This window comes from Massilioclostridium coli (assembly GCF_900095865.1).
Taxonomy (GTDB): Bacteria; Bacillota; Clostridia; order Oscillospirales; family Ruminococcaceae; genus Massilioclostridium; species Massilioclostridium facile.
Genome location: NZ_FMIZ01000005.1, coordinates 242,435 through 265,295 on the forward strand (window position 1 = coordinate 242,435; position 22,861 = coordinate 265,295).

General features: G+C 38.9%; 17 protein-coding genes. 12 read left to right on the forward strand and 5 right to left on the reverse strand.

The genetic code is table 11. The features are described from left to right. Nucleotides 1-38: 38 nt before the first annotated feature. The 5 genes from mfd to BQ2683_RS01680 all read left to right on the forward strand — a co-directional run bounded on the left by mfd (nucleotide 39) and on the right by BQ2683_RS01680 (nucleotide 10,045). Nucleotides 39-3,509 (forward strand): transcription-repair coupling factor, encoded by a 3,471-nt coding sequence (gene mfd / locus BQ2683_RS01660; protein ID WP_069986994.1) that lies wholly within the window; start codon nucleotides 39-41, stop codon nucleotides 3,507-3,509. A 152-nt stretch (nucleotides 3,510-3,661) separates the two neighbouring features. Beyond that, entirely contained in the window at nucleotides 3,662-4,693 is a 1,032-nt protein-coding gene (locus tag BQ2683_RS01665) for a hypothetical protein (protein WP_069986995.1), read from the forward strand. A gap of 867 nt (nucleotides 4,694-5,560) precedes the next feature. Beyond that, complete coding sequence (locus BQ2683_RS01670; protein WP_069986996.1) at nucleotides 5,561-6,499, forward strand: AAA family ATPase; 939 nt, start codon at nucleotides 5,561-5,563, stop codon at nucleotides 6,497-6,499. A gap of 1 nt (nucleotide 6,500) precedes the next feature. Continuing rightward, nucleotides 6,501-7,703, forward strand: a complete 1,203-nt coding sequence (locus BQ2683_RS01675) for a DUF58 domain-containing protein (RefSeq protein WP_069986999.1) — start codon at nucleotides 6,501-6,503, stop codon at nucleotides 7,701-7,703. Beyond that, nucleotides 7,700-10,045, forward strand: a complete 2,346-nt coding sequence (locus BQ2683_RS01680; RefSeq protein WP_069987000.1) for a transglutaminase domain-containing protein — start codon at nucleotides 7,700-7,702, stop codon at nucleotides 10,043-10,045. The genes BQ2683_RS01675 and BQ2683_RS01680 overlap by 4 nt, the downstream gene beginning before the upstream one ends. Nucleotides 10,046-10,123: 78 nt before the next feature. On the opposite strand, the gene BQ2683_RS01685 is transcribed toward BQ2683_RS01680, so the two are convergent. Together BQ2683_RS01685 and BQ2683_RS01690 are read right to left on the reverse strand one after the other, a co-directional pair. Further along, the gene (locus BQ2683_RS01685) at nucleotides 10,124-10,369 is read right to left on the reverse strand and encodes an IreB family regulatory phosphoprotein (RefSeq protein WP_069987001.1); all 246 of its coding nucleotides are present in this window, start codon (nucleotides 10,367-10,369) and stop codon (nucleotides 10,124-10,126) included. A gap of 118 nt (nucleotides 10,370-10,487) precedes the next feature. Continuing rightward, a complete protein-coding gene (locus tag BQ2683_RS01690) occupies nucleotides 10,488-11,162 on the reverse strand; it encodes an ABC transporter ATP-binding protein (protein WP_069987002.1) in 675 nt (224 codons plus the stop codon). A gap of 531 nt (nucleotides 11,163-11,693) precedes the next feature. On the opposite strand from BQ2683_RS01690, the gene BQ2683_RS01695 reads away from it, so the two are divergent. From BQ2683_RS01695 to BQ2683_RS01715, 5 genes are all read left to right on the forward strand, one after another. Next, the gene (locus BQ2683_RS01695; RefSeq protein WP_069987005.1) at nucleotides 11,694-12,983 is read left to right on the forward strand and encodes a UDP-N-acetylglucosamine 1-carboxyvinyltransferase; all 1,290 of its coding nucleotides are present in this window, start codon (nucleotides 11,694-11,696) and stop codon (nucleotides 12,981-12,983) included. Between the two features lie 82 nt (nucleotides 12,984-13,065). Next, nucleotides 13,066-13,851, forward strand: coding sequence for an MBL fold metallo-hydrolase (locus BQ2683_RS01700; RefSeq protein ID WP_069987007.1), 786 nt, complete (start codon nucleotides 13,066-13,068; stop codon nucleotides 13,849-13,851). Beyond that, complete coding sequence (gene rlmH, locus BQ2683_RS01705) at nucleotides 13,848-14,330, forward strand: 23S rRNA (pseudouridine(1915)-N(3))-methyltransferase RlmH (RefSeq protein ID WP_069987009.1); 483 nt, start codon at nucleotides 13,848-13,850, stop codon at nucleotides 14,328-14,330. The genes BQ2683_RS01700 and rlmH overlap by 4 nt, the downstream gene beginning before the upstream one ends. Before the next feature lie 269 nt (nucleotides 14,331-14,599). Next, complete coding sequence (locus tag BQ2683_RS01710; RefSeq protein ID WP_076939105.1) at nucleotides 14,600-17,029, forward strand: heavy metal translocating P-type ATPase; 2,430 nt, start codon at nucleotides 14,600-14,602, stop codon at nucleotides 17,027-17,029. Between the two features lie 281 nt (nucleotides 17,030-17,310). After that, nucleotides 17,311-17,895 carry a sugar O-acetyltransferase gene (locus BQ2683_RS01715; RefSeq protein ID WP_069987011.1) on the forward strand — a complete coding sequence of 195 codons (585 nt, stop codon included), beginning with the start codon at nucleotides 17,311-17,313 and terminating at the stop codon, nucleotides 17,893-17,895. Nucleotides 17,896-18,206: 311 nt separating this feature from the next. Here BQ2683_RS01715 and spoVAE read toward each other — a convergent pair whose 3' ends face one another. Genes spoVAE through spoVAC form a run of 3 tightly spaced genes read right to left on the reverse strand, consistent with a single transcriptional unit; the run spans nucleotide 18,207 to nucleotide 20,048 of the window. Next, nucleotides 18,207-18,563, reverse strand: coding sequence for a stage V sporulation protein AE (spoVAE, locus tag BQ2683_RS01720; protein WP_083256335.1), 357 nt, complete (start codon nucleotides 18,561-18,563; stop codon nucleotides 18,207-18,209). A gap of 6 nt (nucleotides 18,564-18,569) precedes the next feature. Beyond that, the gene (gene spoVAD, locus BQ2683_RS01725) at nucleotides 18,570-19,592 is read right to left on the reverse strand and encodes a stage V sporulation protein AD (RefSeq protein ID WP_069987015.1); all 1,023 of its coding nucleotides are present in this window, start codon (nucleotides 19,590-19,592) and stop codon (nucleotides 18,570-18,572) included. Nucleotides 19,593-19,604: 12 nt separating this feature from the next. Next, complete coding sequence (spoVAC, locus tag BQ2683_RS01730; protein ID WP_069987017.1) at nucleotides 19,605-20,048, reverse strand: stage V sporulation protein AC; 444 nt, start codon at nucleotides 20,046-20,048, stop codon at nucleotides 19,605-19,607. Nucleotides 20,049-20,403: 355 nt separating this feature from the next. Between spoVAC and BQ2683_RS01735 the strand changes: the two genes are divergently transcribed. After that, on the forward strand, nucleotides 20,404-21,678 hold the full coding sequence (locus BQ2683_RS01735) for an adenylosuccinate synthase (RefSeq protein WP_069987019.1): 1,275 nt from the start codon (nucleotides 20,404-20,406) through the stop codon (nucleotides 21,676-21,678). A 666-nt stretch (nucleotides 21,679-22,344) separates the two neighbouring features. Next, nucleotides 22,345-22,845, forward strand: a complete 501-nt coding sequence (trmL, locus tag BQ2683_RS01740) for a tRNA (uridine(34)/cytosine(34)/5-carboxymethylaminomethyluridine(34)-2'-O)-methyltransferase TrmL (RefSeq protein WP_069987021.1) — start codon at nucleotides 22,345-22,347, stop codon at nucleotides 22,843-22,845. The last annotated feature ends 16 nt before the right edge of the window (nucleotides 22,846-22,861 follow it).

Consider the following 22,861-nt stretch of genomic DNA (forward strand, 5'->3'; position numbering starts at 1 on the left):
AATTTCTGGTAATGATAAAGCAGAAGGTGGGAATGAATATGGGCGTTTTTCAAAATTTGATTCAAACAGTACCACAATTTAATCAGATACAACAGCATATTATACGAAAAACACTGCCTATTTTGGTGGTAGGGCTTTCTTCTGTACATAAAGCAAATTTGATCCAGGCTATTGCACAGCAGGAATCCCCCATATTGGTATTGACTGATGATGACCAGTCCGCCCGTAGGCTCAGTGAAGATTTTAACCAAATGTGTGGGCAGGAATGTTCTGCTGTATATCCTTATCGAGATTTTATTTTGCGTCCCATTGAGACAGTATCACGGGAATATGAATACCTCCGCTTAAATGTATTATCTCGCTTAGCAAAAGGAGAATTAAAGGCAGTATTTGCAGGTATCAATGCCGCTATGCAGTATACCATTCCAAAAGATCGGTTGCTGCAAGCAACAGTATCCTTCCATCCAGGGGATCAAATTTCCTTAGATGCTGTTGTACACAAGCTGATTGCAGCTGGATATACCAGGCGCCCTCAGGTAGATGGTACTGCCCAATTTTCTGTCCGTGGCGGTATTGTAGATTTTTTTCCTACGGGAAATTTAGAGCCTGTCCGCATTGAGTTCTGGGGGGATGAAATTGACACGATCAGTAATTTTGACCTGGACAGCCAAAGAAGGACAGAAAACTTGCAACAGGTAGAGATTACACCAGCTACTGAAATACTGTTTGAAACGGAACAGGAATTTGAGGAAAGACTTAAGCAGCTTATCGATGGTTTGGAAGAGTCTCCACAAATGGAGAAGGTACGTCTGCATCTATCGGAAGAACTAAAGCGGCTGGAAGGTAATTTGGATTTGAATGATAAAGACAAATATTTGCCGTTGGCTTACCAAAAACCAGGAACCTTGTTGGATTATTTTTCTAAACAATTAATTTTTGTCAGTGAGTGGTCAGATATCAAAGAATCAGCCCGGGCATTTGAAATTCAAATGCAGGAAGATTTTAAAATATTATTGGAAGATGGGATGATTTGTAATGGTATCCATCAGTTCCATCGTCCATTTGCTTCTGTTTCCCAGTGGATTACGGAAGGAAATAGTGTCTTTTTAGATACTTTTGCCCATTCTCATCACGATTTACAGCTCAAACAACTGGTTTCTATCAATGCAATGCAAAATTCCGGATGGAGTGGAGAGATTAAACTGCTTTGTGATGACTTGGCAGAATACAAACTGCAAAAATACACCGTAGTTGTCATGGCTGGAACACAAAAATTTGCGGATGTTTTAGCGCATGATTTAGAAAAAGAGGGATATCTTGCGGTTCCTGCCACAGTGGATACCCAATTAGAGGATGGCGGTTTCTATGTTATGGCGGGAAGTTTGTCTGCCGGGTTTGAATACCCTGATGGTCGGGTTGCCCTAGTTACTCATGCCAAAACGCAACCTTTGAGTACCAGGAAAAAGGTGAAAAAACGCAAAGGGGAAGAAATTAAAAGCTTATCCGATATCAGCATAGGAGACTACGTCGTTCATGCGTCCCATGGGATAGGAGTATTTGATGGAATTACCAATTTAAATTTACAGGGGATTTCCAAAGATTATATCAAGATTAAATATGCGGGAAGCGATGCTTTATATGTACCGGTAACCCAGTTGGATATGGTTTCTAAATACATTGGTCCCCGTGACAATGGAAGAGTACGGCTAAATAAATTGAATAATGACGAGTGGCATAAAACCAGAAGTCGTGTAAAAAAAGCTGTGGCAGAGATGGCGGATGAACTAATACGCCTATATGCAGAACGGGCAAAAACCAAAGGCTACGCTTTCTCTAAGGACAATGAATGGCAGAGGGAGTTTGAAGAACATTTCGAATATGAAGAAACCGAAGATCAGCTGCAATGTATTGCGGAAATCAAAGAAGATATGGAAAGTGAACGTCCTATGGATCGTCTGCTTTGTGGAGATGTGGGGTTTGGAAAAACAGAAGTGGCATTGCGGGCAGCGTTTAAATGCATTTTAGACGGAAAACAATGTGCTATTTTGTGCCCAACTACCATTTTAGCCTGGCAGCACTACCAAACTGCCTTAGCGAGAGTTGGAAATTTTCCGGTCAATATTGAATTGCTCTCCCGTTTCCGTTCCCCAAAACAGCAAAAGGAAATCATCAAAAAATTAAAAAGTGGCGAAATTGATTTTGTAATTGGAACCCACCGCTTAGTACAACAAGATATTGAATTTAAAGACCTGGGTTTGGCAATTATTGATGAAGAACAGCGGTTTGGAGTAGCGCACAAAGAACGATTTAAAGAGATGTTCCGTGGAGTAGATGTATTGACCCTATCCGCCACCCCGATACCCCGTACTTTAAATATGGCGATGTCCGGTATTCGGGATATGTCGGTGATTGAACAACCACCACAAGACCGTCACCCAATTCAAACCTATGTAATGGAGCACGACAATGGAGTGCTAGTGGATGCGATTAAACGGGAACTGAGAAGGGATGGACAGGTTTATTATATTCACAACCGGGTAGAATCCATCCAAAGTTGTGCGGCTCAATTGCAGCAATATTTGCCAGACGCAAGGATTGGCGTTGCCCATGGAAAGATGAACGAGCTACAGCTCTCAAAAATTTGGAAGCAGTTGATGGATCATGAGCTGGATATTCTTGTTTGTACTACATTGATTGAAACTGGAGTGGACGTCCCCAACTGTAATACCTTGATTATTGAAGATGCTGACCATTTAGGGCTTTCCCAGCTTTACCAGTTGCGAGGAAGGGTGGGACGTTCCAAACGCCGTGCCTTTGCTTATTTTACCTTCCGCCGTGGAAAAGTGTTGACAGAAGTGGCGAACAAACGGCTTTCTGCTATACGGGAGTTTACCAAGTTTGGTTCCGGGTTCCGGATTGCATTACGGGATTTAGAAATCCGTGGGGCAGGGAGTATCCTTGGAGAACGTCAGCATGGGCATATGGAAGCAGTAGGATATGACCTCTATTTGAAAATGCTTTCGGATGCTGTTAGCGAAAAACAAGGGGTCGCTCCTCCCGCAAGGGTAGAAGAATGTCTGATTGATGTTCCAATTGCTGCCCATATTCCAGAGCAATATATTGAGAACCTTTCCCAGAGGCTAGATGTTTACCGTAAGATTGCAGCGGTAGGGACTCAGGAAGAAAGTATGGAGTTAATGGATGAATTAATTGACCGTTTTGGGGAACCTCCAAAATCGGTACAAGGATTGTTGGATATTGCTATTTTGCGTGCGTCAGCTGCTAGGTTGGGATTTGTAGAAATCAGTCAGAGCAATACCAATATGCTATTTTATCCAAAGCAATTGAATATGGAGGTCGCCTCCTATTTGGTTGGAAAGCTAAAAGGCAGAGTTTTGGTAAACGCCGGGAAACGTCCATATCTCTCGGTCCGTATGAATGGAAAAAAGCCATTGGAAGTGATTCAGGAAGTATTGGAGATTTCAAATTTTTCAGAAAACACTTTGTAAACGTCTGATAAAATACTGGACTTTTTTGTCTATATATTGTATAATATCCTATAGTTTGTCTGTGATGAATCAAACTTCTGTTTGATGAAGTAATAAATATGGGGAAAAACGGGCAATACAATACGAAAATTCCATATTGGAGGAAAAATAAAATGTCTTTAGTAAAGAAATTTGCAGCTTTTGCCGTAGCTGCTGTGTTAGCTGTATCCGCAACAGGGTGTAACGGCAGCCCTGAATGGGTGATGAAAACCGATAATTATTCTTTGGGGTCTGGGTCCTATCTTGATATTGTAATGACTTCCATTACAAACGCTACCAACCAGATAGATATGAAATCCACAGAAGATTTGTTTGATCAAAAAATAGGGGATCAGTCTATAAGTGATTGGGTTCTTGATGATGTTGAAAAACAGGCTAAAATTTATATGGCGGTAAATCAGAAATTTGAAGAAGAGGGCTTGGAATTATCTGAGGAAGAGTTGTCAACTTTGGACGCTCAAATCGCCTCTTACTATCCACAGTACCAAACTTATTATGCGTATGATTTAAAAGGGATCAGTGAGGATTCTTTCCGCGAAGTGATGTTGCTGGCATCCAAACAAAGTAAACTGTTCCAGAACATTTATGGGGAAGGCGGTACACAGGAAGTTTCCAATGAGGAAATGAAACAATATTATTCTGAGCACGCTGCAAAATATAAAGCAATCCCATTGCAAAAAGACAGCGGCGATGATGAGACCGCTGAAAAGAATAACCAGGATCTGATGGAAAAAGCAGAGGGATATCTGGAACGCATCAACAATGGTGAAAGTATTGACGATGTGTATGCGGAACACCAAACTAGCATGAATAACCAAAATACAACTTTGGCTTTCTCCTATATGTATGATACTGATGAGGTATTAACAGAATTACGGGATGCTGTATTTGGTGCGGAAATCGGCGGTCCTGCTATATTGTTGGATTTGGAATCGAGTATCTATATCATTCAACGTTCCGACCATATGGCGGATGAAGCGGAAGTAACTTCTGCAAATACCTCCACCATCAACCGTATGAAATTACCAGAGTTTGAAGAAGAAATGCTGAAATATGCAGATGAAAACTGCGATATTCAAGTAAATAACAGCATGATTAAAAAATATACACCTAAAAAAGTATATAACAAAGGTATGGAAGCATAATTCCATAAGAATGTAATAAAAAGGCTTATACTACAGCAAGTGGTATAAGCCTTTTTGTTTGCTTTGATTAAAATAAAATCTGGTTTTATCGAAATAAAAATAGTTTTTTTAACGATGTCATATCAGAAATAAAATGTTGTTATTTTTATAACGGGATTGCACATCATGCCTTCTAATAAATTATAGAAAGAGAAAAACACAACAATTACATATTAGCGATTTGCTCCTTAAAAATGTAGTATCTATCGTAATTTTATTTTATGCGATTGTAATAGTTTATTTAAACAAAATTTTAAAAATAAACTTTTTGGTTTGCATGTAGAGTACAATAATGGTGAAAAAGAAAAAAGAATTTTTAGAAATAAAAGTATTTATTGGACAAGATACATAATATAAAGTTTTTTAAAACGAATAAAAATAGGCGAAAAGTAAATAAATTTAAATAGAGGAAAAATTTGGTTAAAATGCCAATAGGATTGCTTTTCCATTTATAACATGTTAAAATAAATGTAGGATTTTGTTTTATTTATGTGTACGTTGATAGAACATACTGGAATCAATAAAGTTATGATCTTCGGGAAAATAAAACATAAATTCTCTGAAAATGACACAGCATATTAATTTTGATTCCAGCTATTGAAACCAGCATATAAAAACATCTTTTCATCAGATTTAATATACTTAATCGTTCTTAATAAAGAATATCAAAAAATCCACAAAAAACAGATTTTTAACCCTATTTTCTGTAGAACGATTAAGTATGCTTTAATTTGGTGGATAAAACAAAACAAGCCAATGCTTACTGAGCAAAATCATTCGTTTAAACGGTTTAAAGAAAAGGAAAAACAATCAAGTTGGAGGAAAACTATGGAGAATCAAACAACTATTTTACATCGCATCCTAGATAACATCGAACAAGTGATTGTAGGGAAACGGGAATCCGTAGAGATGGTTTTAATGGCATTATTATGCGATAGCCATGTTTTAATTGAGGATATTCCTGGTGTAGGTAAAACCAGCCTTGCTCGGGCTTTAGCAAAGTCAATCGATTGTAGTTTCCATCGTATCCAGTTTACACCTGATATTTTACCATCTGATATTACAGGTTTTTCTATTTATAACCAGCAGTCTGGTCAATTCGAATACCGAGATGGAGCGGTAATGAGCAATATTGTGTTAGCGGATGAAATTAACCGTACATCGCCAAAAACCCAGTCCAGTTTATTGGAAGTAATGGCGGAACGCCAGGTTACTGTAGATGGGACAACGAGGGAATTACCTCAGCCTTTTATGGTAATTGCTACACAGAACCCCATCGAATATTTGGGGACATTCCCTTTGCCAGAAGCGCAATTGGATCGGTTTTTTATTAGAATTAAATTGGGGTATCCTTCTTTGGTACAAGAATGTGAGATGTTGGCAAATTTTTATGAAAAAAATCCATTAGATGACCTAACCCCTGTTGTAACAGCAGAACAACTGATAAAAATTCAGGAAGAGGTAAAACAGGTTCATATCAATGATAATATGATTGGATATATTGTTCATTTAGTGAGTCAGACCAGAAGGCAGGAAGATGTTTTGTTGGGTGCAAGCCCAAGAAGTTCTATTGCGTTAATGAGAGCCTCCCAAGCATGGGCGTACTATAATAACAGGGATTATGTGATACCGGATGATGTACAAAAAATGGCCCCTTATGTGTTATGCCATCGTATCCGGTTAAAACAGGAAGCCAAAAGTAGAAAAATCAGTGTAGAAATGATTTTGCAGGAATTAATCAAAAAGACAGCAGTACCAAGGAGTTAATATGTTAAAAAATCGGATTGCATATGGTATTTTATTATGTTTTACCATTGGGTTAGCTGTTTGTATTCCTGGTAAGGCAACGGTTTCTTTTGTTGTTTTGCTGTTGGCATTATTGCTGTTTTCTTTTTTGCAAGGTTATTTTACATTTCGTCGGCTAGAAATACAGCAATCCTTATCACAGGATTCCTTGCAAAAAAGGCAGCGTATTACTTATCAAATTACAATATTTTGTAAAAATAGTTTTTGCCCCTTGTTAAAATTAGATTTTTCCTCTGACACAAAAGTATTGGGGGATTTACAAGAAAGCTATTGCAGCGCAAAACATAAACAGCAATTGAACTACCTTTTAACTGGAAAATACCGCGGTAGATATCAGGTTGGATTAGAATCCATTACATTTTATGACTTCCTCGGCATCTTTTTTTGGAAAAAACAGATCGGGGAGCTGTTGACCTGTAAGGTGTTTCCAAAATTGACTTCTCTACAAGAGTTACAAATTCCTGTTGGAACTTCTACCAGCCATAAGTTGGATTTATTTACCCAAGTTGACTATACTTCCATTGCGGAATTAAAACAGTACCAGCCACAGGATCATATGAAGGATATCCACTGGAAAGCATCCGCAAAACGGAACGAATTGCTGGTAAAACATTATGAGCATTTTAATCAGGAAAAAACAACGGTATTGTTTGATCTTACCCCTATGGAATATATAGAGGATACCCGTTTGGAATTGGAAGATCGGATGGTTTCGGTGGGGCTCTCGCTATTACATTATTTAAGTAAAGATACGAGTGTACCAGTGCAATTAGTATATGCTGATGATCAGATCCGTTCCTGTGGAGAAGAACGTTCTGTAGTAGATTTATTGGAATTAGCGGCGTTTCTTCCTTTCATATCTCAAATCGAAATTGTACCACTCTTAAAAACCATGCAGCAGCGGGAAAATAATGGAACTGTTTTAATTGTCACCAATGCTTTAGACGAACCCTTAGTGGATTATATTTTTGAACAGCAGGTAGAGGAAAAAACATTTGGTGTTTTTTATTGTTCTGTTTATAGCGACCCAAATTATGAATCCAAAGAAAAATGGAAGGAATTATTGGTTCAACGTGCCATCCCTTGTTTTGAAATCAAACATGGGCGGGGAATTCGCTCCCAATTAGAACAGGTAACAGAATACGGGAGGGAATCCATACAATGACAAAAATAAAATTGCAGGATCAACTTTTTTATCTTATCCTCAGCACAATTTATTGTTGGTCAGTTGGATGCGCAGTATCCAGCTTTGCGTTATTGCCGGCATCTTCTCTTCAGCTATTCGAAATTAGTTTTGTGGTTAGTTTCATAGGACTTGCTTCATTGTGGAACCTTTATACCAAGCTGATTGGTGGCGGTATTGTAATTATTTTGCTGCTTTTCTTTCCAATTGGAAAGCTGGTAATAAGTTGTTTTTCTGGACTAATATTTGGACAGGCATTACAAAATGATCAAATGTGGATGTTAACATTTGTTATTATGATTGTTTTGTCGCTATTTACAATCCTTAGTTTAAAACATAAACTAAACTTTTATCTTCTTACGATTTTGGGCATTGTGTTATACCTGATAGCGGTTACTCAGGGGAATATCAATACTGTTGCTTTATTTGGCTTTTTATTTGTGATAACCGTTTTATTAATCAGCAACAATTTTGTAAAAAAACATGGTTCTAAGGATGGATTTGGGTCTTACGTTTTGCATGGTGCTCCTGTTGCGGTTATAGCGGTGATATGCACTGTATTGATTGTTACCCCATTTTCGGATTTATTGGGAAATGCCCGAGGATTGTTTGAGTATGAAAGTATCCGTGATTGGATTGACCAAGAAATTTTGGGGGGATTTTCCGAACAAATCCCATTTGAGGAACAAGAGGAAAATTTGTTGGGCAGCTTTCCTAGTGAGGAGCAGCCGCTATTAAAAGTAGCAACAGAACAAGAATATATGGATCTATATGGCGGTATTTCAGATGTGTATACTGGACATAGCTGGCAAAAATCGAACATACAGCAAGGTGAGTTTGAAAAAGATGATCAAACAGTGGATATCGCTTCGTTAAAAAGTATCCAGGCTTCGGATTTTAATACGGATAGCATCCATGCTGACACGATCAAAATTCAATATTTATTGGAAAGTGACCGGCTTTTTGTTCCCAGACTATCTGGAACTTTTGATCAGGTTGGACGTCGGGATATTTACGAAAATCAGATGGGCGAGTTTTTACTCAGTTCTCCATTAAAGCGCAATGATACGATGGCGGTAACCTATTACCAGGAGCATTTACAGGAGATGTATGGAAGGAGGAATCTTTCTTCCGCATTGGACCGCTATCAGATCGAGCAAATTACGGTAAATCAGGTGTTTAATCATCAGGACTTAACTCATTATGACAGTTGGAACCAAGAAAACCTAAATGGTTATGAAGCGTCTATCCAGCAACAATATACCCAACTATCCTCCAGTGTAACAAAGCGTACTATGGATTTAGCAAAACAGATTACTAGTGGTATTAAACAAGATTCGGAAAAAGCAGAGGCAATTTGTGATTATTTGATTGAACATTATACTTATACATTGCACCCCAGCGACCCCGAAGAAGGGCAGGATTTTGTGGACCATTTTTTATTTGAGGAAAAGCAGGGTTACAGCAACTCTTTTGCTTCTGCAATGGTGATCTTATCCCGTAGTGTTGGTTTACCCGCTCGATATGTAACTGGGTATCATATGCCAGTGGCATCTTCGGAAGAAGAACATATTATTCGGTTGCGCAACTATCATTCTTGGGCAGAAGTCTACCTGCCTGGATATGGTTGGTGTAAATTTGAGGCAACGCCTCCTTACGCTTATCAGGAAGCGATTGCATCCGAAAAACCAAATATTACAATAACATCGGATGGTGGGGAAGAGATGGAATCCCATTTGGCTGATTTAGGTTTAAGCATTGCCCAAACTCAGCCAGTGGAATCGGAAAAATCAACAATTCCAATCTGGCAAGATGGTGTTGCTCCGTCTGACACACCGGCTGGAAATCAGGATCAGCAACAACAGCAATCTACTACGCAGAATCAAAATAATACAAGTGCATTGGTACCATTGCCAATTTGGATTTTTATTGGTATGATAATATTGATTGTACTGTTATTGCTGGTTCGTTACCGAATACGGATTTCCAAAGAGCAAAAGGCTGTTCAAGGTACACCAGAACAACTGGCGCAATTTAGTTTTACCTGTTTGGTTCGTTTAGGAAAATATATTGGTGTGGAAATACAGCAAGACGAAACACCAGTTTCCTTTACCAGGCGTTTGGCTGCCAAATACCCTACATTAGCAAAGGAGCTATGCCAGGCAGGGCAGTTGTATTCCCAATGTATTTACAGTAAAACAAAGACAACTGAAGAAGATGCTAGAAAGTTGTATAACAGCTATCATCTTTTCGAAACCAGGATTCGTTTGGAACAAAAACGGTTTGGATTCTTTTGGAATAAATATATCGCTCATCGTATTTAACAGGTTCAAACAATAACATATAAAAAGGCACAGGAAACAGCTATGCTTCCTGTGCCTTCATTTATTGATACAAGATGATTAATCAGCCAAATACGCCTTTACCATAGATTGCAGCAGTTCATCCCTGTCGATTTTTCGAATAAGGCTGCGGGCGTTATTATATGTGGTGATGTAAGTTGGGTCTTCAGATAAAATATAGCCTACAATTTGATTGGCAGGGTTATATCCTTTTTCTTTTAACGCATCGTATACGGTGGTTAAAATCTGTTTCATTTCCAACTCTTTATCATCATGTACAGAAAAAGTTACTGTTTTATCAAGCATATTGTACACCCTCCTATCAAATCTTTTCATGCTTCTTATTATACTTCATTTGAATGGAATACACAAGTTTTTTTGTAAAAAAGTTTCCAAAAATTTTTAAAAAGAGGGTTTCCTTTGTTTAAACTGATAAATCGACTAATTTCCCGTCTGCAATTTTTAAAGTGCGTTGCGCTTGGTTGGCAATTGTTGGGTCATGTGTAATCAATAAAATGGTTTTTCCTTCGTTGTGAAGGATTTGTAAAATTTCCATAATATCATTACCAGATTTACTATCCAGGTTACCAGTGGGCTCATCCGCCAATATAATAGGTGGGGAAGAAGCGATTGCCCTTGCGATAGCAACCCGTTGCTGCTGTCCTCCAGATAATTGATTTGGTCGGTGGTGCATACGGGTGTTCAGACCCACCTGATGTAGTGCAGAAGCAGCTAACAATTTGCGACGGTGTTTTGGTATATTTTGATATTTTAAGGGGAGCTCTACATTTTCTAAGGCGGTGAGGTTAGGAATCAGGTAAAAGCTTTGGAACACAAAACCTATTTTTTCATTGCGGATTTTACTTAACCTATTTTGAGTAAAGCAGGCGACATCTTCCCCATCTAGGAAGTATTTACCCGAATTTAAGGTGTCCAAACAACCTAGTATATTCATTAATGTGGATTTTCCCGAACCAGAACATCCAATAATGGATACAAATTCACCTTTCTGGATGCCAAAAGAGATATGGTCCATAGCGCAGATCGTTTCTTCACCCATTGGATATATTTTGGTAGCTTCCTGTAATTCAATTAGCATAGCGTCCTCCTTGCATTCATATTTTATAGTATGCAAAAATCAAAGCAAAAATATGTATCCATCTAAGCCAATTTTTATAGCTCATAATTTAGAAAAAATTCATATTAATAACATAGTTGTTTTTAAAAATTCATGATCTATTTACGCAATGATTACAGCTTACTTACAAACTGTTACAATAGGCGATTTTACTGGACTTTTTGAAAAAAATACTGGACTTTTCCTGGCCATTTTGATATACTTGATAAGGTTATAAAATATTTATAATTACGACAAAAATAAAAGGATAATAATACCATTGAATTTTCATTTTGATATAGAAAACAGCGCTTAATATCATTAGATTATAGAGTGGACATAATGGCGAGAATCAAACATAAATTTCGTTAAAATAGACAAAAAAATTTTGGAATAAACCAACTGGAAATAAAAATAGTGTTTCTGAGCAAACTAAAATTATAGAATAAAGATTTGGATTGGTGTAATTGGAACGATACACTCAGGAACAGATCAAGGCGGAGGCGTATAAGCTTGGAAAAATTTGTGATAAACGGTGGAAAACCCTTAACTGGAGAAGTAGAAATTAGCGGAGCAAAAAATGCGGCTGTTGCAATTATCCCTGCAACACTGTTGGCGGAAGGCCCATGTATTCTGGAAAACCTTCCTAATATTAGTGATGTTACCATTGGCTTTAATATTTTACGCGCAATGGGAGCCAAAATTCGTACCATCAACAACAATACATTTGAAATTGATACTACCTATGTGACAGAGCCGGTGGTTCCATATGAAATGGCAAAATATATGCGTGCTTCCTATTATTTTTTGGGAGCATTGCTTGCACGATTTAACCGTGCTAGTGTTGCCATGCCTGGAGGCTGTAATTTTGGTGTGCGCCCGATTGATCAGCACTTAAAAGGATTTAATGCGCTAGGAGCGGATTATACCATTGATCATGGTATGATTGACGTAAAAGCGGAGCAAGGGCTTTTGGGAACCCAAATTTATTTTGACGTGGTTTCTGTTGGAGCTACGATTAATGTCTTATTGGCTGCTGTAAAAGCAAAAGGGTTGACCATCATTGAGAACGCCGCCAAAGAACCACATATTGTGGATTTAGCAAATTTTTTAAACTCTATGGGTGCCGATATTATGGGCGCAGGTACTGATGTTATCAAAGTGCGTGGAGTGGAAAAGTTAAATAGCACTACCTATGGCATTATTCCTGACCAGATTGAGGCTGGAACCTATATGGTGATGGCTGCCGCAACCAAAGGGAATGTTTTAATTAAAAACGTAATTCCAAAACATTTGGAATCCATTACTTCCAAACTAGTTAAAATGGGAGTTACTGTTGAGGAATATGATGACAGTATCCGTGTGATTTCTCATGGGAATTTACAGCGTACCAGTGTAAAAACCCAACCACATCCAGGTTTTCCAACCGATATGCAGCCGCAAATTACTACTTTGCTGGCAATGGCAGAGGGTACTAGTATTGTAACCGAAGGTGTATGGGATAATCGTTTCCAATATGTGGATGAATTACGCCGTATGGGTGCGAATATTTCAGTAGATGGAAAAGTAGCTGTGATTGAAGGCTGCGGGGCATTGCACGCAGCTCCTGTAAAAGCAACCGACCTACGCGCCGGTGCTGCTATGGTAATTGCGGCGCTTTCTGCAGAAGGAACAACTGAGATTGAAAATATTCATCACATTGAACGGGGATATGGTGATATCGTCGAAAAATTGCAGCATTTAGGTGCTGATATCAAAAAGGTCATTATTCCAGATGGTGCGGAATTGAAGCAAGCACTGTAATTAATATGATACAACAAGTAACAATAACAGGCCGGTTGATTCCCGACCTGTTGTTTTTTCGGAAGTACAGCAGGGGGCAGCGATGAAATTTTATTCTCTTTGTAGTTCCAGCAAAGGAAATTGTACCTATTTAGGGGATGGAAACCACGGTATTTTAATTGACGCTGGTTTTGGTATTCGTAATTATACCAACTCCATGCGGTTGGCCGGGTTAAATCCGGATGGTATACAAGCTATTTTTATTACCCATGAACACAGTGACCATATCAGCGGTTTGCGGAAACTGACGGAAAAATATCAGGTACCTGTTTATGGCTCTAAAGGTACGCTGATCGAATTATTAAAAAAAGAAGTGGTTTCCCCCACAACAAAGCTATATGAAATCAACCACAGAGCAGTCCAGATTGGTGATTGGGAGATTCGGGCGTACCATACTTCCCATGATAGCGCGGAAAGCTTAGGGTATACGGTGTCCAACCAGCAAAAAAAGGTTGCTTTATGTACTGACCTAGGATATGTATCAGAAGAGGTACAACAACAATTACAGGGCAGTGATTTTGTGTTGCTGGAATCCAATTATGATGTACATATGCTGTTTACCGGCGGTTACCCACCCTTTTTAAAAGAACGAATTTTTTCAAAAAAGGGGCACCTTTCCAATGAGGATTGTGCAGAACAATTAAAATGGCTGATTCAACAAGGGACAAGCCGGTTTTTATTAGGGCATTTGAGCAAGGAAAATAATCTTCCTCAAATTGCATTAGAGCATTCCGTTTCCTATTTACAGCAAAACCAGATGATGATTGAACAGGATTATCAGTTGGAAGTGGCGCCAGAACGAAATCCTGGCAAGGTGATTGAAGTATGATGAACGTACAGATTTTATGTGTTGGGAAATTAAAAGAGCAGTATTTGAGGGATGCTTGCGCGGAATACAGCAAACGGTTGGGGGCGTTTTGTAAATTATCGATTGTGGAAATCAATGAATGCAAAATAAGTAATAATCCCAATCAGGCAGAGATTGAGCGGGTTATTGAAACAGAAGGTGTTTCTATTTTAAATAAAATCCCAGCCCAGAGTTATGTAATCCCTATGTGCATTGAAGGGAAACAGATGAGTTCGGAGCAGCTGTCTCAAAAATTTGAGCAGGTTGCGTTAAATGGGATTAGTTCGATTACATTTATTATTGGCGGATCCTATGGGCTTTCTAATGAGATAAAACAACGGGCTGATTATCGCCTTTCTATGTCTTGTATGACTTTTCCGCATCAGCTGGCACGTGTGATGTTGCTGGAACAAATATATCGTGCGTTTTCGATTTCTGCAAATACAAAATATCATAAATAATAACAGTACCCAGTTGTAAAACTTTTTACAACTGGGTTTTTCTATGAACAATACACAAATAATAATTTATAATAGATTTATTTTTCTGGAAGGATAATAGCATATTTTTAAAGAGATGGAATATTTCGTTTTACTCATTTTATTATCATAAATACAAAAAATGAATGTGCTATACAGCGAAAAATTTTATTCGCAATCCTCTTGTTTTTTTGTAGTAAAAGGTATATACTGATTTTAGACACCCCCTAGGGGGGTAGAGGAGGGTGCAAATGAAACAACAAGCTACAATACAAATTACAGGAATGACCTGTGCCAATTGTTCTTCGTTTATCGAAAAACGTTTAAATAAAACAGAAGGAATTCTGTCTGCTACTGTGAATTTAGCCACGGAAAAGGCAACAATAGAGTTTGATACTGATAGGATCTCGTTACAGCAGATTCATGAATTCATCAGTAAAATCGGTTATGGTACTATACAGCCCCAGTCTCATAAAGTCACTTTGATGATTACTGGAATGACTTGCGCAAATTGTTCTGCTTTTGTGGAACGAACATTAAATAAAATGCCGGAAGTCATACAGGCGAATGTGAATCTAGCTACAGAAAAAGCCGCCGTCACTTTTGAGGATAGCATTACTACAGATGATTTGATTGCGGCAGTGGAAAAAGCGGGATATGGTGCGTCTGTTTGGGAAGAAACCAAAATAGACCAGCAGCAGGATAACAAACAAAAAGAGTTAAAACATGCCAGAAACCAATTGATCCTTTCGATCATTTTAACAGCGCCATTGATTTTGGGGATGGTGTTGAATGCTGTTGGGATTGCCAATTCGTTCACCGCTTTTTTGCATAACGAGTGGACCCAGTTAATTTTGGCAACACCAGTGCAATTCTATATAGGTGCCCGTTTTTATAAAAGCGCGTTCAAAGCGTTGCGCAGTGGAACCGCTAACATGGACGTATTAGTTGCGTTAGGGACATCTTCCGCCTACATCTTGAGTATTGTCAATGGATTTTTCTTAAATGCTGGCCAGCATGTGGCACACGGCCATATGAAACCAATTTATTTTGAATCCTCTGCCACTATTATTACATTGATTTTATTGGGGAAATTCTTGGAGGCCAACGCAAAGGGAAAAACTTCCGAAGCTATCAAAAAATTAATGGGGCTACAGGCAAAAACAGCCCGTATTTTAAAAGATGGTCAGGAAGTGGAAATCTCTATTGAACGGGTAAAAGTAGGGGACCATATTGTCATCCGTCCAGGAGAAAAGATTCCTGTGGATGGTAAGATATTAGAAGGTAGTTCTTCCATTGATGAGTCCATGTTGACAGGGGAAAGTTTACCAGTAGAAAAACATACTGGAGATTCTGTGATCGGTGCTACCGTGAACCATGCGGGCAGTTTTGTAATGGAAGCAGAGAAAATCGGAAAAGACACCGCATTATCCCAAATTATCCGTTTGGTAGAAGATGCCCAGGGACATAAAGCGCCAATCCAAAAGATTGCGGACAAAGTGGCTGGCGTCTTTGTTCCCGCCATTATTGGAATTGCTATCCTCACGTTTAATCTTTGGAGTATTATCACAGGGGATATCCAAAAAGCGATTATCAACGCTGTATCCGTCCTTGTAATAGCTTGCCCGTGTGCGCTGGGGCTGGCAACACCTACTGCTATTATGGTGGGGACAGGAAAAGGGGCAGAAAATGGTATCTTAATCAAAGGTGGGGAACACCTACAAACTGCTGGAACCATCAATGCGATTGTACTGGATAAAACAGGCACTATTACAGAAGGAAAGCCTGATGTAACTGATATCCATCCATTTGATATGGAACAGCAGGAATTATTGCGCATTACCGCTGCGGCAGAACGAAATTCCGAGCATCCACTGGGGCAGGCGATTTATCAATACGGTATGCAAAACCTTCCAAACATTCCAAAACCGGAACAATTCCAATCCATTACAGGCCAAGGAATTTCTGCGGAAATTGAGGGCCATACTGTACTGGTTGGAAACCGTAGATTAATGGAACAGCATCAGATTGATTTCTCTATGGCAGAACAACCGGTGGACCAATATGAACAACAGGGTAAGACAGCGATGTTTACTGCAATGGATGGTAAGTTGATTGGTGTTGTTGCGGTTGCGGATACGGTAAAACCAAGTTCCGCACAGGCGATCCAACAGCTTAAGGACATGGGATTGGAAATCTATATGATTACGGGGGACAATCAAAAAACCGCTAACGCCATTGCGCAACAAGTGGGGATTACCAATGTGTTAGCTGAGGTTTTACCGGAACATAAGGCTTCCCAGGTGGAACAGATTCAAAAATCTGGTAAGATTGTGGCTATGGTTGGGGATGGCATTAACGATGCTCCAGCTTTAGTAACAGCCGATTTGGGGATTGCCATCGGTACGGGAACAGACATAGCGATTGAGGCGTCGGATATCACCTTAATCCGTGGGGATTTGAATTCTATCCCACAAGCAATCCGTTTGTCTAGAAAAACAATGCGCAAAATCCGCCAAAATCTATTCTGGGCGTTTATCTATAATTCCATTGGGGTCCCATTTGCAGCATTCGGCTTTTTAAGTCCAATTATCGCAGGGGCTGCTATGGCATTCAGTTCCGTATCGGTTGTTTTAAATTCCCTCAGTTTAAAGCGTTATCACCCAGAAAAACATTCATAGAATTACTGATAATGTGCCAACAGGTAATTTATGTACACTGATGATAGAAAACCACAACAATATGGCTATGCCTTTAAGCCTTATTGCTGTGGTTATTATTTAGATGGTGGAGGTTTACTTTTATTTGTAAAATCATAATAGAAGTTTCATTATCTATAGCGAGCCTCAATAGTAGCTGTGAAAGTAAATGATGATTTACTGCTCCAATAAGGAGATAGATCTTTTTTCAGTGCTATGTTATAATTATCATAAGAATAAATGAAACATTTTTGGAGGATCTTATGACGGAAAAAGAAAAAATGTTGACAGGGCAAGTATATGATTGCAGTGATTCTGAATTATTAACTCAATGGCACAAAGCCAAGAATTTAATAAGGGATTACAATCAAACAGATTCTGAGAACTTACAAGAAAAAGAATGTATTCTAAATGAATTGTTGGGAGGAAGGGGAAAAAATTTATGGATTACCCCACCTTTTTATGTTGATTATGGAAACAATATTTATCTTGGAAACAACTGTGAAATAAATATGAACTGTACCTTTTTAGATGATAATAAGATTACGATTGGAGATAATGCCTTAATCGCACCCAATGTCCAAATATATACTGCTTTTCATCCAACAAATGCAGCTGATAGATTTGGCGAACTCAACGAGGATAATTCGTTCCAATTTTGCAAAACTCAAACTGCTCCAGTAACCATCGGCGATAATGTATGGATTGGTGGAGGGGCAATTATTTTGCCAGGTGTTACAATAGGAGACAATGTAGTAATTGGAGCAGGAAGCGTTGTGACTAAAGATATTCCAAGTAATACAATAGCCTATGGAAACCCTTGTAGAATCATAAGAAAAAACAGATAATTCTTGATTTGGACAAAAGATGAACTGTTTATAGAACTTCATATTAATTTTATTTTCTAATTGAAATCTTAGGGCGGTAAGTAGTAAATCATAAGAACAAGCGTTATTCCATTTATCTTTTCTGTATTAAATTTAAGAGAATCACTCTTATTATTGATAGAATCTTATGTTATGAAAAAATAGCAGGCACAAAAATGCCTGCTATTTTGCTTTACAATAACAATATTCATTACAAATTAGTTTGCTAGTTCAATTTGGTGGAATAAAGTATTTGATAAAGTCCGTTTCATGATTTTAATATTAGACAAAAATTAGGATTTATCACCCGGTTTAAAGATCAATGCAATTAAAAAGGCAAACAGGATGGCGGCGGTTACCCCTGTTGCACAAGCAGTGAATCCGCCACACAGTGCACCCATCAACCCACTTTTCGCGACAGCTTCCTGAACGCCGGTGGATAAAAGGTATCCAAACCCTGTTAAAGGGACCAATGCCCCCGCACCAGCGAATTGGACAATTGGTTCATAAATCCCCAGAGCTCCTAATATAACGCCGGTAACTACAAAGGTAACTAAAATTCGAGCAGGGGTAAGTTTCGTGTAATCAATTAAAATTTGCCCAATAACACAAATTCCACCGCCTACCAAAAACGCTTTTATACAATCCAATAACATCTATTCTCTCTCCTTTCCTTTATGGCTGGAAAGATGGACAAGGTGGGCAATTCCTGGAATGCTTTCCCCTTGTTGGTTGGTAACGGTGGACATCAGAGCTCCCGTTGCAACAAATAGAATATCTTGCAATCTGCCCAGCTGCAATTCTTTTAAAAAATGGGAACACAATACAGCGGCACTGCATCCACAGCCGGAGCCCCCTGCATGAACATCCTGGGTCTTTTGGTCGTATAGTAAAAGGCCACAATCCTTGTGCCGTTGTGAGATATCAATCTTGTCCAACTGTAAGAGTTGTACTAACAGGGTAGAACCCACCTGACCTAAATCACCTGTTACGATCAGGTCGTATTGTTCTGGGGTTGTTTTCGTATCCTCCAAATAGCGTTTAATGGTATCCGCTGCTGCTGGTGCCATCGCAGCCCCCATATTGTTAATATCAGTGACCTCCAAGTCAACAATGGTTCCTATGCAGACATGTTTGACGTAAGGTGGTTTATCTGATTTCCCCACTATTACAGCACCGGAAGCTGTGGCAGTCCATTGTGCTGTTGGAGGACGTTGCCCACCATATTCCAGTGGATAACGGAACTGGCGTTCCGCTGAACAAAAATGAGAAGAGGTAACAGCCAAAGCGTGATCGACAAGGTTAGTATCCACCGAAAGGCTTGCCAATGCCAAACTTTCCGCCATGGTAGAACAAGCTCCATACAATCCTACAAAGGGAATTTTTAAATCCCGTATTCCGTAGTTGGAACCCACACATTGGTTCAACAAATCCCCAGCGAAAACAAGCTGTATTTGGTCTGGGATCAATCCACTTTTTTGGATTGCGAGAGTAGCAGCTTCTTTTTGCATTTTACTTTCGGCTTTTTCAAATGTTTTTTCCCCGAACAAGCCGTCTTGAAATATCATGTCAAATTTATTTCCAAAAGGGCCTTCGCCTTCTTTTTTACCTGCAACTGCGGCAAATCCAGCTATGCTTGGGAGATGGTCCAGTTGAAAGGTACTTCTTCCAATCCTCATAAATGTTCCCCCTTAAAATAATTGAATGATATATAGAATTACGCCATAAATTGCGGAGGCAACTGTTCCATATACAATTACAGGCCCAGCAATGACAAACATTTTTGCGCCTAATCCTAATACATAACCTTCTGCTTTGAATTCCAATGCTGGGGAAACAATTGCGTTGGCAAATCCGGTGATTGGAACAATGGTGCCAGCGCCTGCAACTTTGGCGATATTGTCAAACACCTTTAGCCCTGTTAGGATTGCGGTAATGCCAATAAAGGTAACCGAAACACAAGCAGCGGCTTCGGGTTTTCCCAATCCTGCAGCGATATACAGCTGGCGGAGTGCTTCCCCAATCCCACAAATTAAGCCGCCAATGAAAAACGCCATTGGAATATTTTTGGCGGAAGGTGATTTGGGGGAGGATTGTTCTACCATTTGGCTGTACTCAGTAGGAGTTAATTTCATGTAAGACCATCCCTTTCCATACGATTGTTTCAAATTTTAGTTCCAAATTATTTTTATTATTAGCAAATCCTTCCGTTTTATACAGGACGAGACTTTTCGAATATTTTTTGACAGTTGAAAATTGATTTCTTGCAAGTAATGAAAAATGGTTTATAAAATAATGTTATATCTTTGTGTAATATACAGAATTTTCTTTTTTGGGTTGAAAAAAACAGATGGGAACCTTGAGAAATTGCAGTGATTTACTTGCATTGTAGTGAGCGGTTTGTTATAATAAAAACTGTTGTGGATTTATATCCATGGTTCGTAAATAAGAGTTAATATTAATTTTGAAGTTAAAGTGAGGTATGGACTTATGCCTGCAAAAATTGTAGTCGGCGTTCAATGGGGCGACGAAGGTAAAGGTAAAATCATTGACATTTTGGCTTCCCGCGCAGATGTTGTTGTGCGCTCACAGGGCGGTAACAACGCTGGTCATACAGTGGAAAGCAACGGAGAGACCTATAAGTTGCATCTGGTACCATCCGGCATCTTATACCCCAACACCACCTGTCTGATTGGTTGTGGCGTAGTAATCGACCCACAAGATATTTTAAGGGAGATTGACGGTTTAATTCAACGGGGGATTGATTGCAACAACTTAAAAATCGACCCACGTGCCCACGTGATTATGCCATGGCACCGTAAATTGGACGGATTAAGTGAGGCTGCCTTGGGCGGCAAGCAGATTGGTACTACAGGCCGTGGGATTGGTCCATGCTATATGGATAAAGCGGAACGCAGTGGGATTCGTATGTACGACCTGGTACATGAATCTATTTTCCGTGAAAAAGCTGCTGCTGTTGGTGCGTTAAAAAATAAAATTATCACCCAGATTTATGGTGGAGAGGCATTGGACGTTGATGCTATTATTGAAGAATATGTAGGATATGCGAAACGTCTGGCTCCATATTTAGCGGATGTATCTGTGTTGACTTATGAAGCTGTAAAACAGGACAAAGAAATTCTGTTTGAAGGGGCTCAAGGAACCTTGTTGGACTTGGATGTTGGAACCTATCCATATGTTACTTCTTCCCATCCATTGTCTGCTGGATGCTGTATTGGCTCCGGTGTTGGCCCAACGGTAATTGATGAAGTAATTGGGGTTGCAAAAGCATATACCACTCGTGTAGGGGCTGGCCCATTCCCAACCGAGTTATTCGATGAAATGGGCGATATGATCCGTAACCGTGGCAACGAGTTCGGCACAACCACTGGACGTCCAAGAAGAACTGGATGGTTTGATGCAGTGATCCTCCGTCATGCGGTACGTGCCAATGGGTTAACCGCTTTGGCAATCAATAAATTTGATACTTTAAGTGGGATTGAAACCTTAAAAGTATGTGTTGCTTATAAAAAACCGGATGGCACTATTTTTACAGAATACCCATGTGATATTCAAGAATTAGAAGATTGCACACCGGTTTATGAGGAAGTACCTGGTTTTTCCGGAGACCTTTCCAAGTGTAAAACATATGATGAACTACCACAGGAATGTAAGGATTATATTGCTTATCTGGAAAAAGTGTGTGGATGCCCAATTAAAATGGTTGGTGTAGGCCCTTCCAGAGACCAGAACTTAGAGAGATAACCATTTGAAGGAACGGTCGTTTCCCAATCTAATTGGGAAACGGCTTTTTTGTTTGTTTTTGAAAACCTCAAATTTTATCAGAGATTTGAAAAAATCTTGATAAAGTTTTTAAGAAAAAGCGGTTTTTACGGAACAAAACCAATGTAAGTATATGGTCTATTTCAAAGCTAGTTTATTGTTTTTTTGGAATAATAAGTGTATAAAGTCTGAAAGTCATTTATTAATCTATTGTGAAATAAATGGATAGCTTAACTTGAACAAGATAAAACTTATTAGGAGTAGGCAAAATACTTTTGCGGTAATTTTTACAAAGCGTTTTCAAAATTATCGTTTTTATTATTGGCAATACTGTTGAATAATATGGTATTTTTAAAAATTATGTATAGGAGCGGTTCTGTTTCAATCTATTTATAACTTTTTGTTTTTTAGTTAATTTTATTACTATAAGTAGAAAAATACATCAAAAATTATAGTATCGTTGATCTTATTACGAAAAGCAGATTTGTTCTGTTTTTGGATACTAGGATTCAATAAGAAGTTTGATGTATCTGTCGTCGTTTCAAAGAGCAAAGAATATTTGAATTGGATTATTTTTTGATATCCTCTTGCATTCCAGTGAAAAATATAGTTTAATGGATAGAGAAGACGACATTTGGGGGAAATAAAATGAGTACGTTAAATATTGTGTTGGTGGAACCACAGATTCCACAAAATACAGGGAATATTGCCCGTACCTGCGCAGCTACTGGCGCACGGCTCCATCTGGTAAAACCATTGGGCTTTGCAATTGATGACAAAAAGCTCAAACGAGCTGGATTGGACTATTGGCAATACCTTGACATTACCTATTATGAAAACCTGGCGGAATTTTTAGAGAAAAATGCGGATGGAAATTTCTTTTTCTTTACAACAAAGGGCCAGCATATTTATTCGGATGCGGAATATCCGGATAACTCCTATTTGATTTTTGGTCGGGAGGATGCGGGGCTTCCAGAGGATTTACTCTACCATCATCCAGAAGATTGTGTTCGGATGCCGATGCTAGGAATGATCCGCAGTTTAAATTTATCCAATACCGTTGCAATCGCTACCTATGAAGTATTGCGCCAATGGGGATTTCCAAAATTAAAGACCACTGGCGAGCTGACAAAATACACCTGGAATTAATTTTTATGGAGGTAAA

Bases quoted from the DNA above. Each gene is read 5' to 3' on its own strand.
- trmL (WP_069987021.1), top strand. From the start codon at position 22,345: ATGAGTACGTTAAATATTGTGTTGGTGGAACCACAGATTCCACAAAAT.
- spoVAC (WP_069987017.1), bottom strand. From the start codon at position 20,048: ATGAAATTAACTCCTACTGAGTACAGCCAAATGGTAGAACAATCCTCC.
- BQ2683_RS01665 (WP_069986995.1), top strand. From the start codon at position 3,662: ATGTCTTTAGTAAAGAAATTTGCAGCTTTTGCCGTAGCTGCTGTGTTA.
- BQ2683_RS01700 (WP_069987007.1), top strand. From the start codon at position 13,066: ATGAAATTTTATTCTCTTTGTAGTTCCAGCAAAGGAAATTGTACCTAT.
- BQ2683_RS01680 (WP_069987000.1), top strand. From the start codon at position 7,700: ATGACAAAAATAAAATTGCAGGATCAACTTTTTTATCTTATCCTCAGC.
- BQ2683_RS01710 (WP_076939105.1), top strand. From the start codon at position 14,600: ATGAAACAACAAGCTACAATACAAATTACAGGAATGACCTGTGCCAAT.
- BQ2683_RS01715 (WP_069987011.1), top strand. From the start codon at position 17,311: ATGACGGAAAAAGAAAAAATGTTGACAGGGCAAGTATATGATTGCAGT.
- mfd (WP_069986994.1), top strand. From the start codon at position 39: ATGGGCGTTTTTCAAAATTTGATTCAAACAGTACCACAATTTAATCAG.
- BQ2683_RS01685 (WP_069987001.1), bottom strand. From the start codon at position 10,369: ATGCTTGATAAAACAGTAACTTTTTCTGTACATGATGATAAAGAGTTG.
- BQ2683_RS01675 (WP_069986999.1), top strand. From the start codon at position 6,501: ATGTTAAAAAATCGGATTGCATATGGTATTTTATTATGTTTTACCATT.
- rlmH (WP_069987009.1), top strand. From the start codon at position 13,848: ATGATGAACGTACAGATTTTATGTGTTGGGAAATTAAAAGAGCAGTAT.
- BQ2683_RS01670 (WP_069986996.1), top strand. From the start codon at position 5,561: ATGGAGAATCAAACAACTATTTTACATCGCATCCTAGATAACATCGAA.
- BQ2683_RS01735 (WP_069987019.1), top strand. From the start codon at position 20,404: ATGCCTGCAAAAATTGTAGTCGGCGTTCAATGGGGCGACGAAGGTAAA.
- spoVAD (WP_069987015.1), bottom strand. From the start codon at position 19,592: ATGAGGATTGGAAGAAGTACCTTTCAACTGGACCATCTCCCAAGCATA.
- BQ2683_RS01690 (WP_069987002.1), bottom strand. From the start codon at position 11,162: ATGCTAATTGAATTACAGGAAGCTACCAAAATATATCCAATGGGTGAA.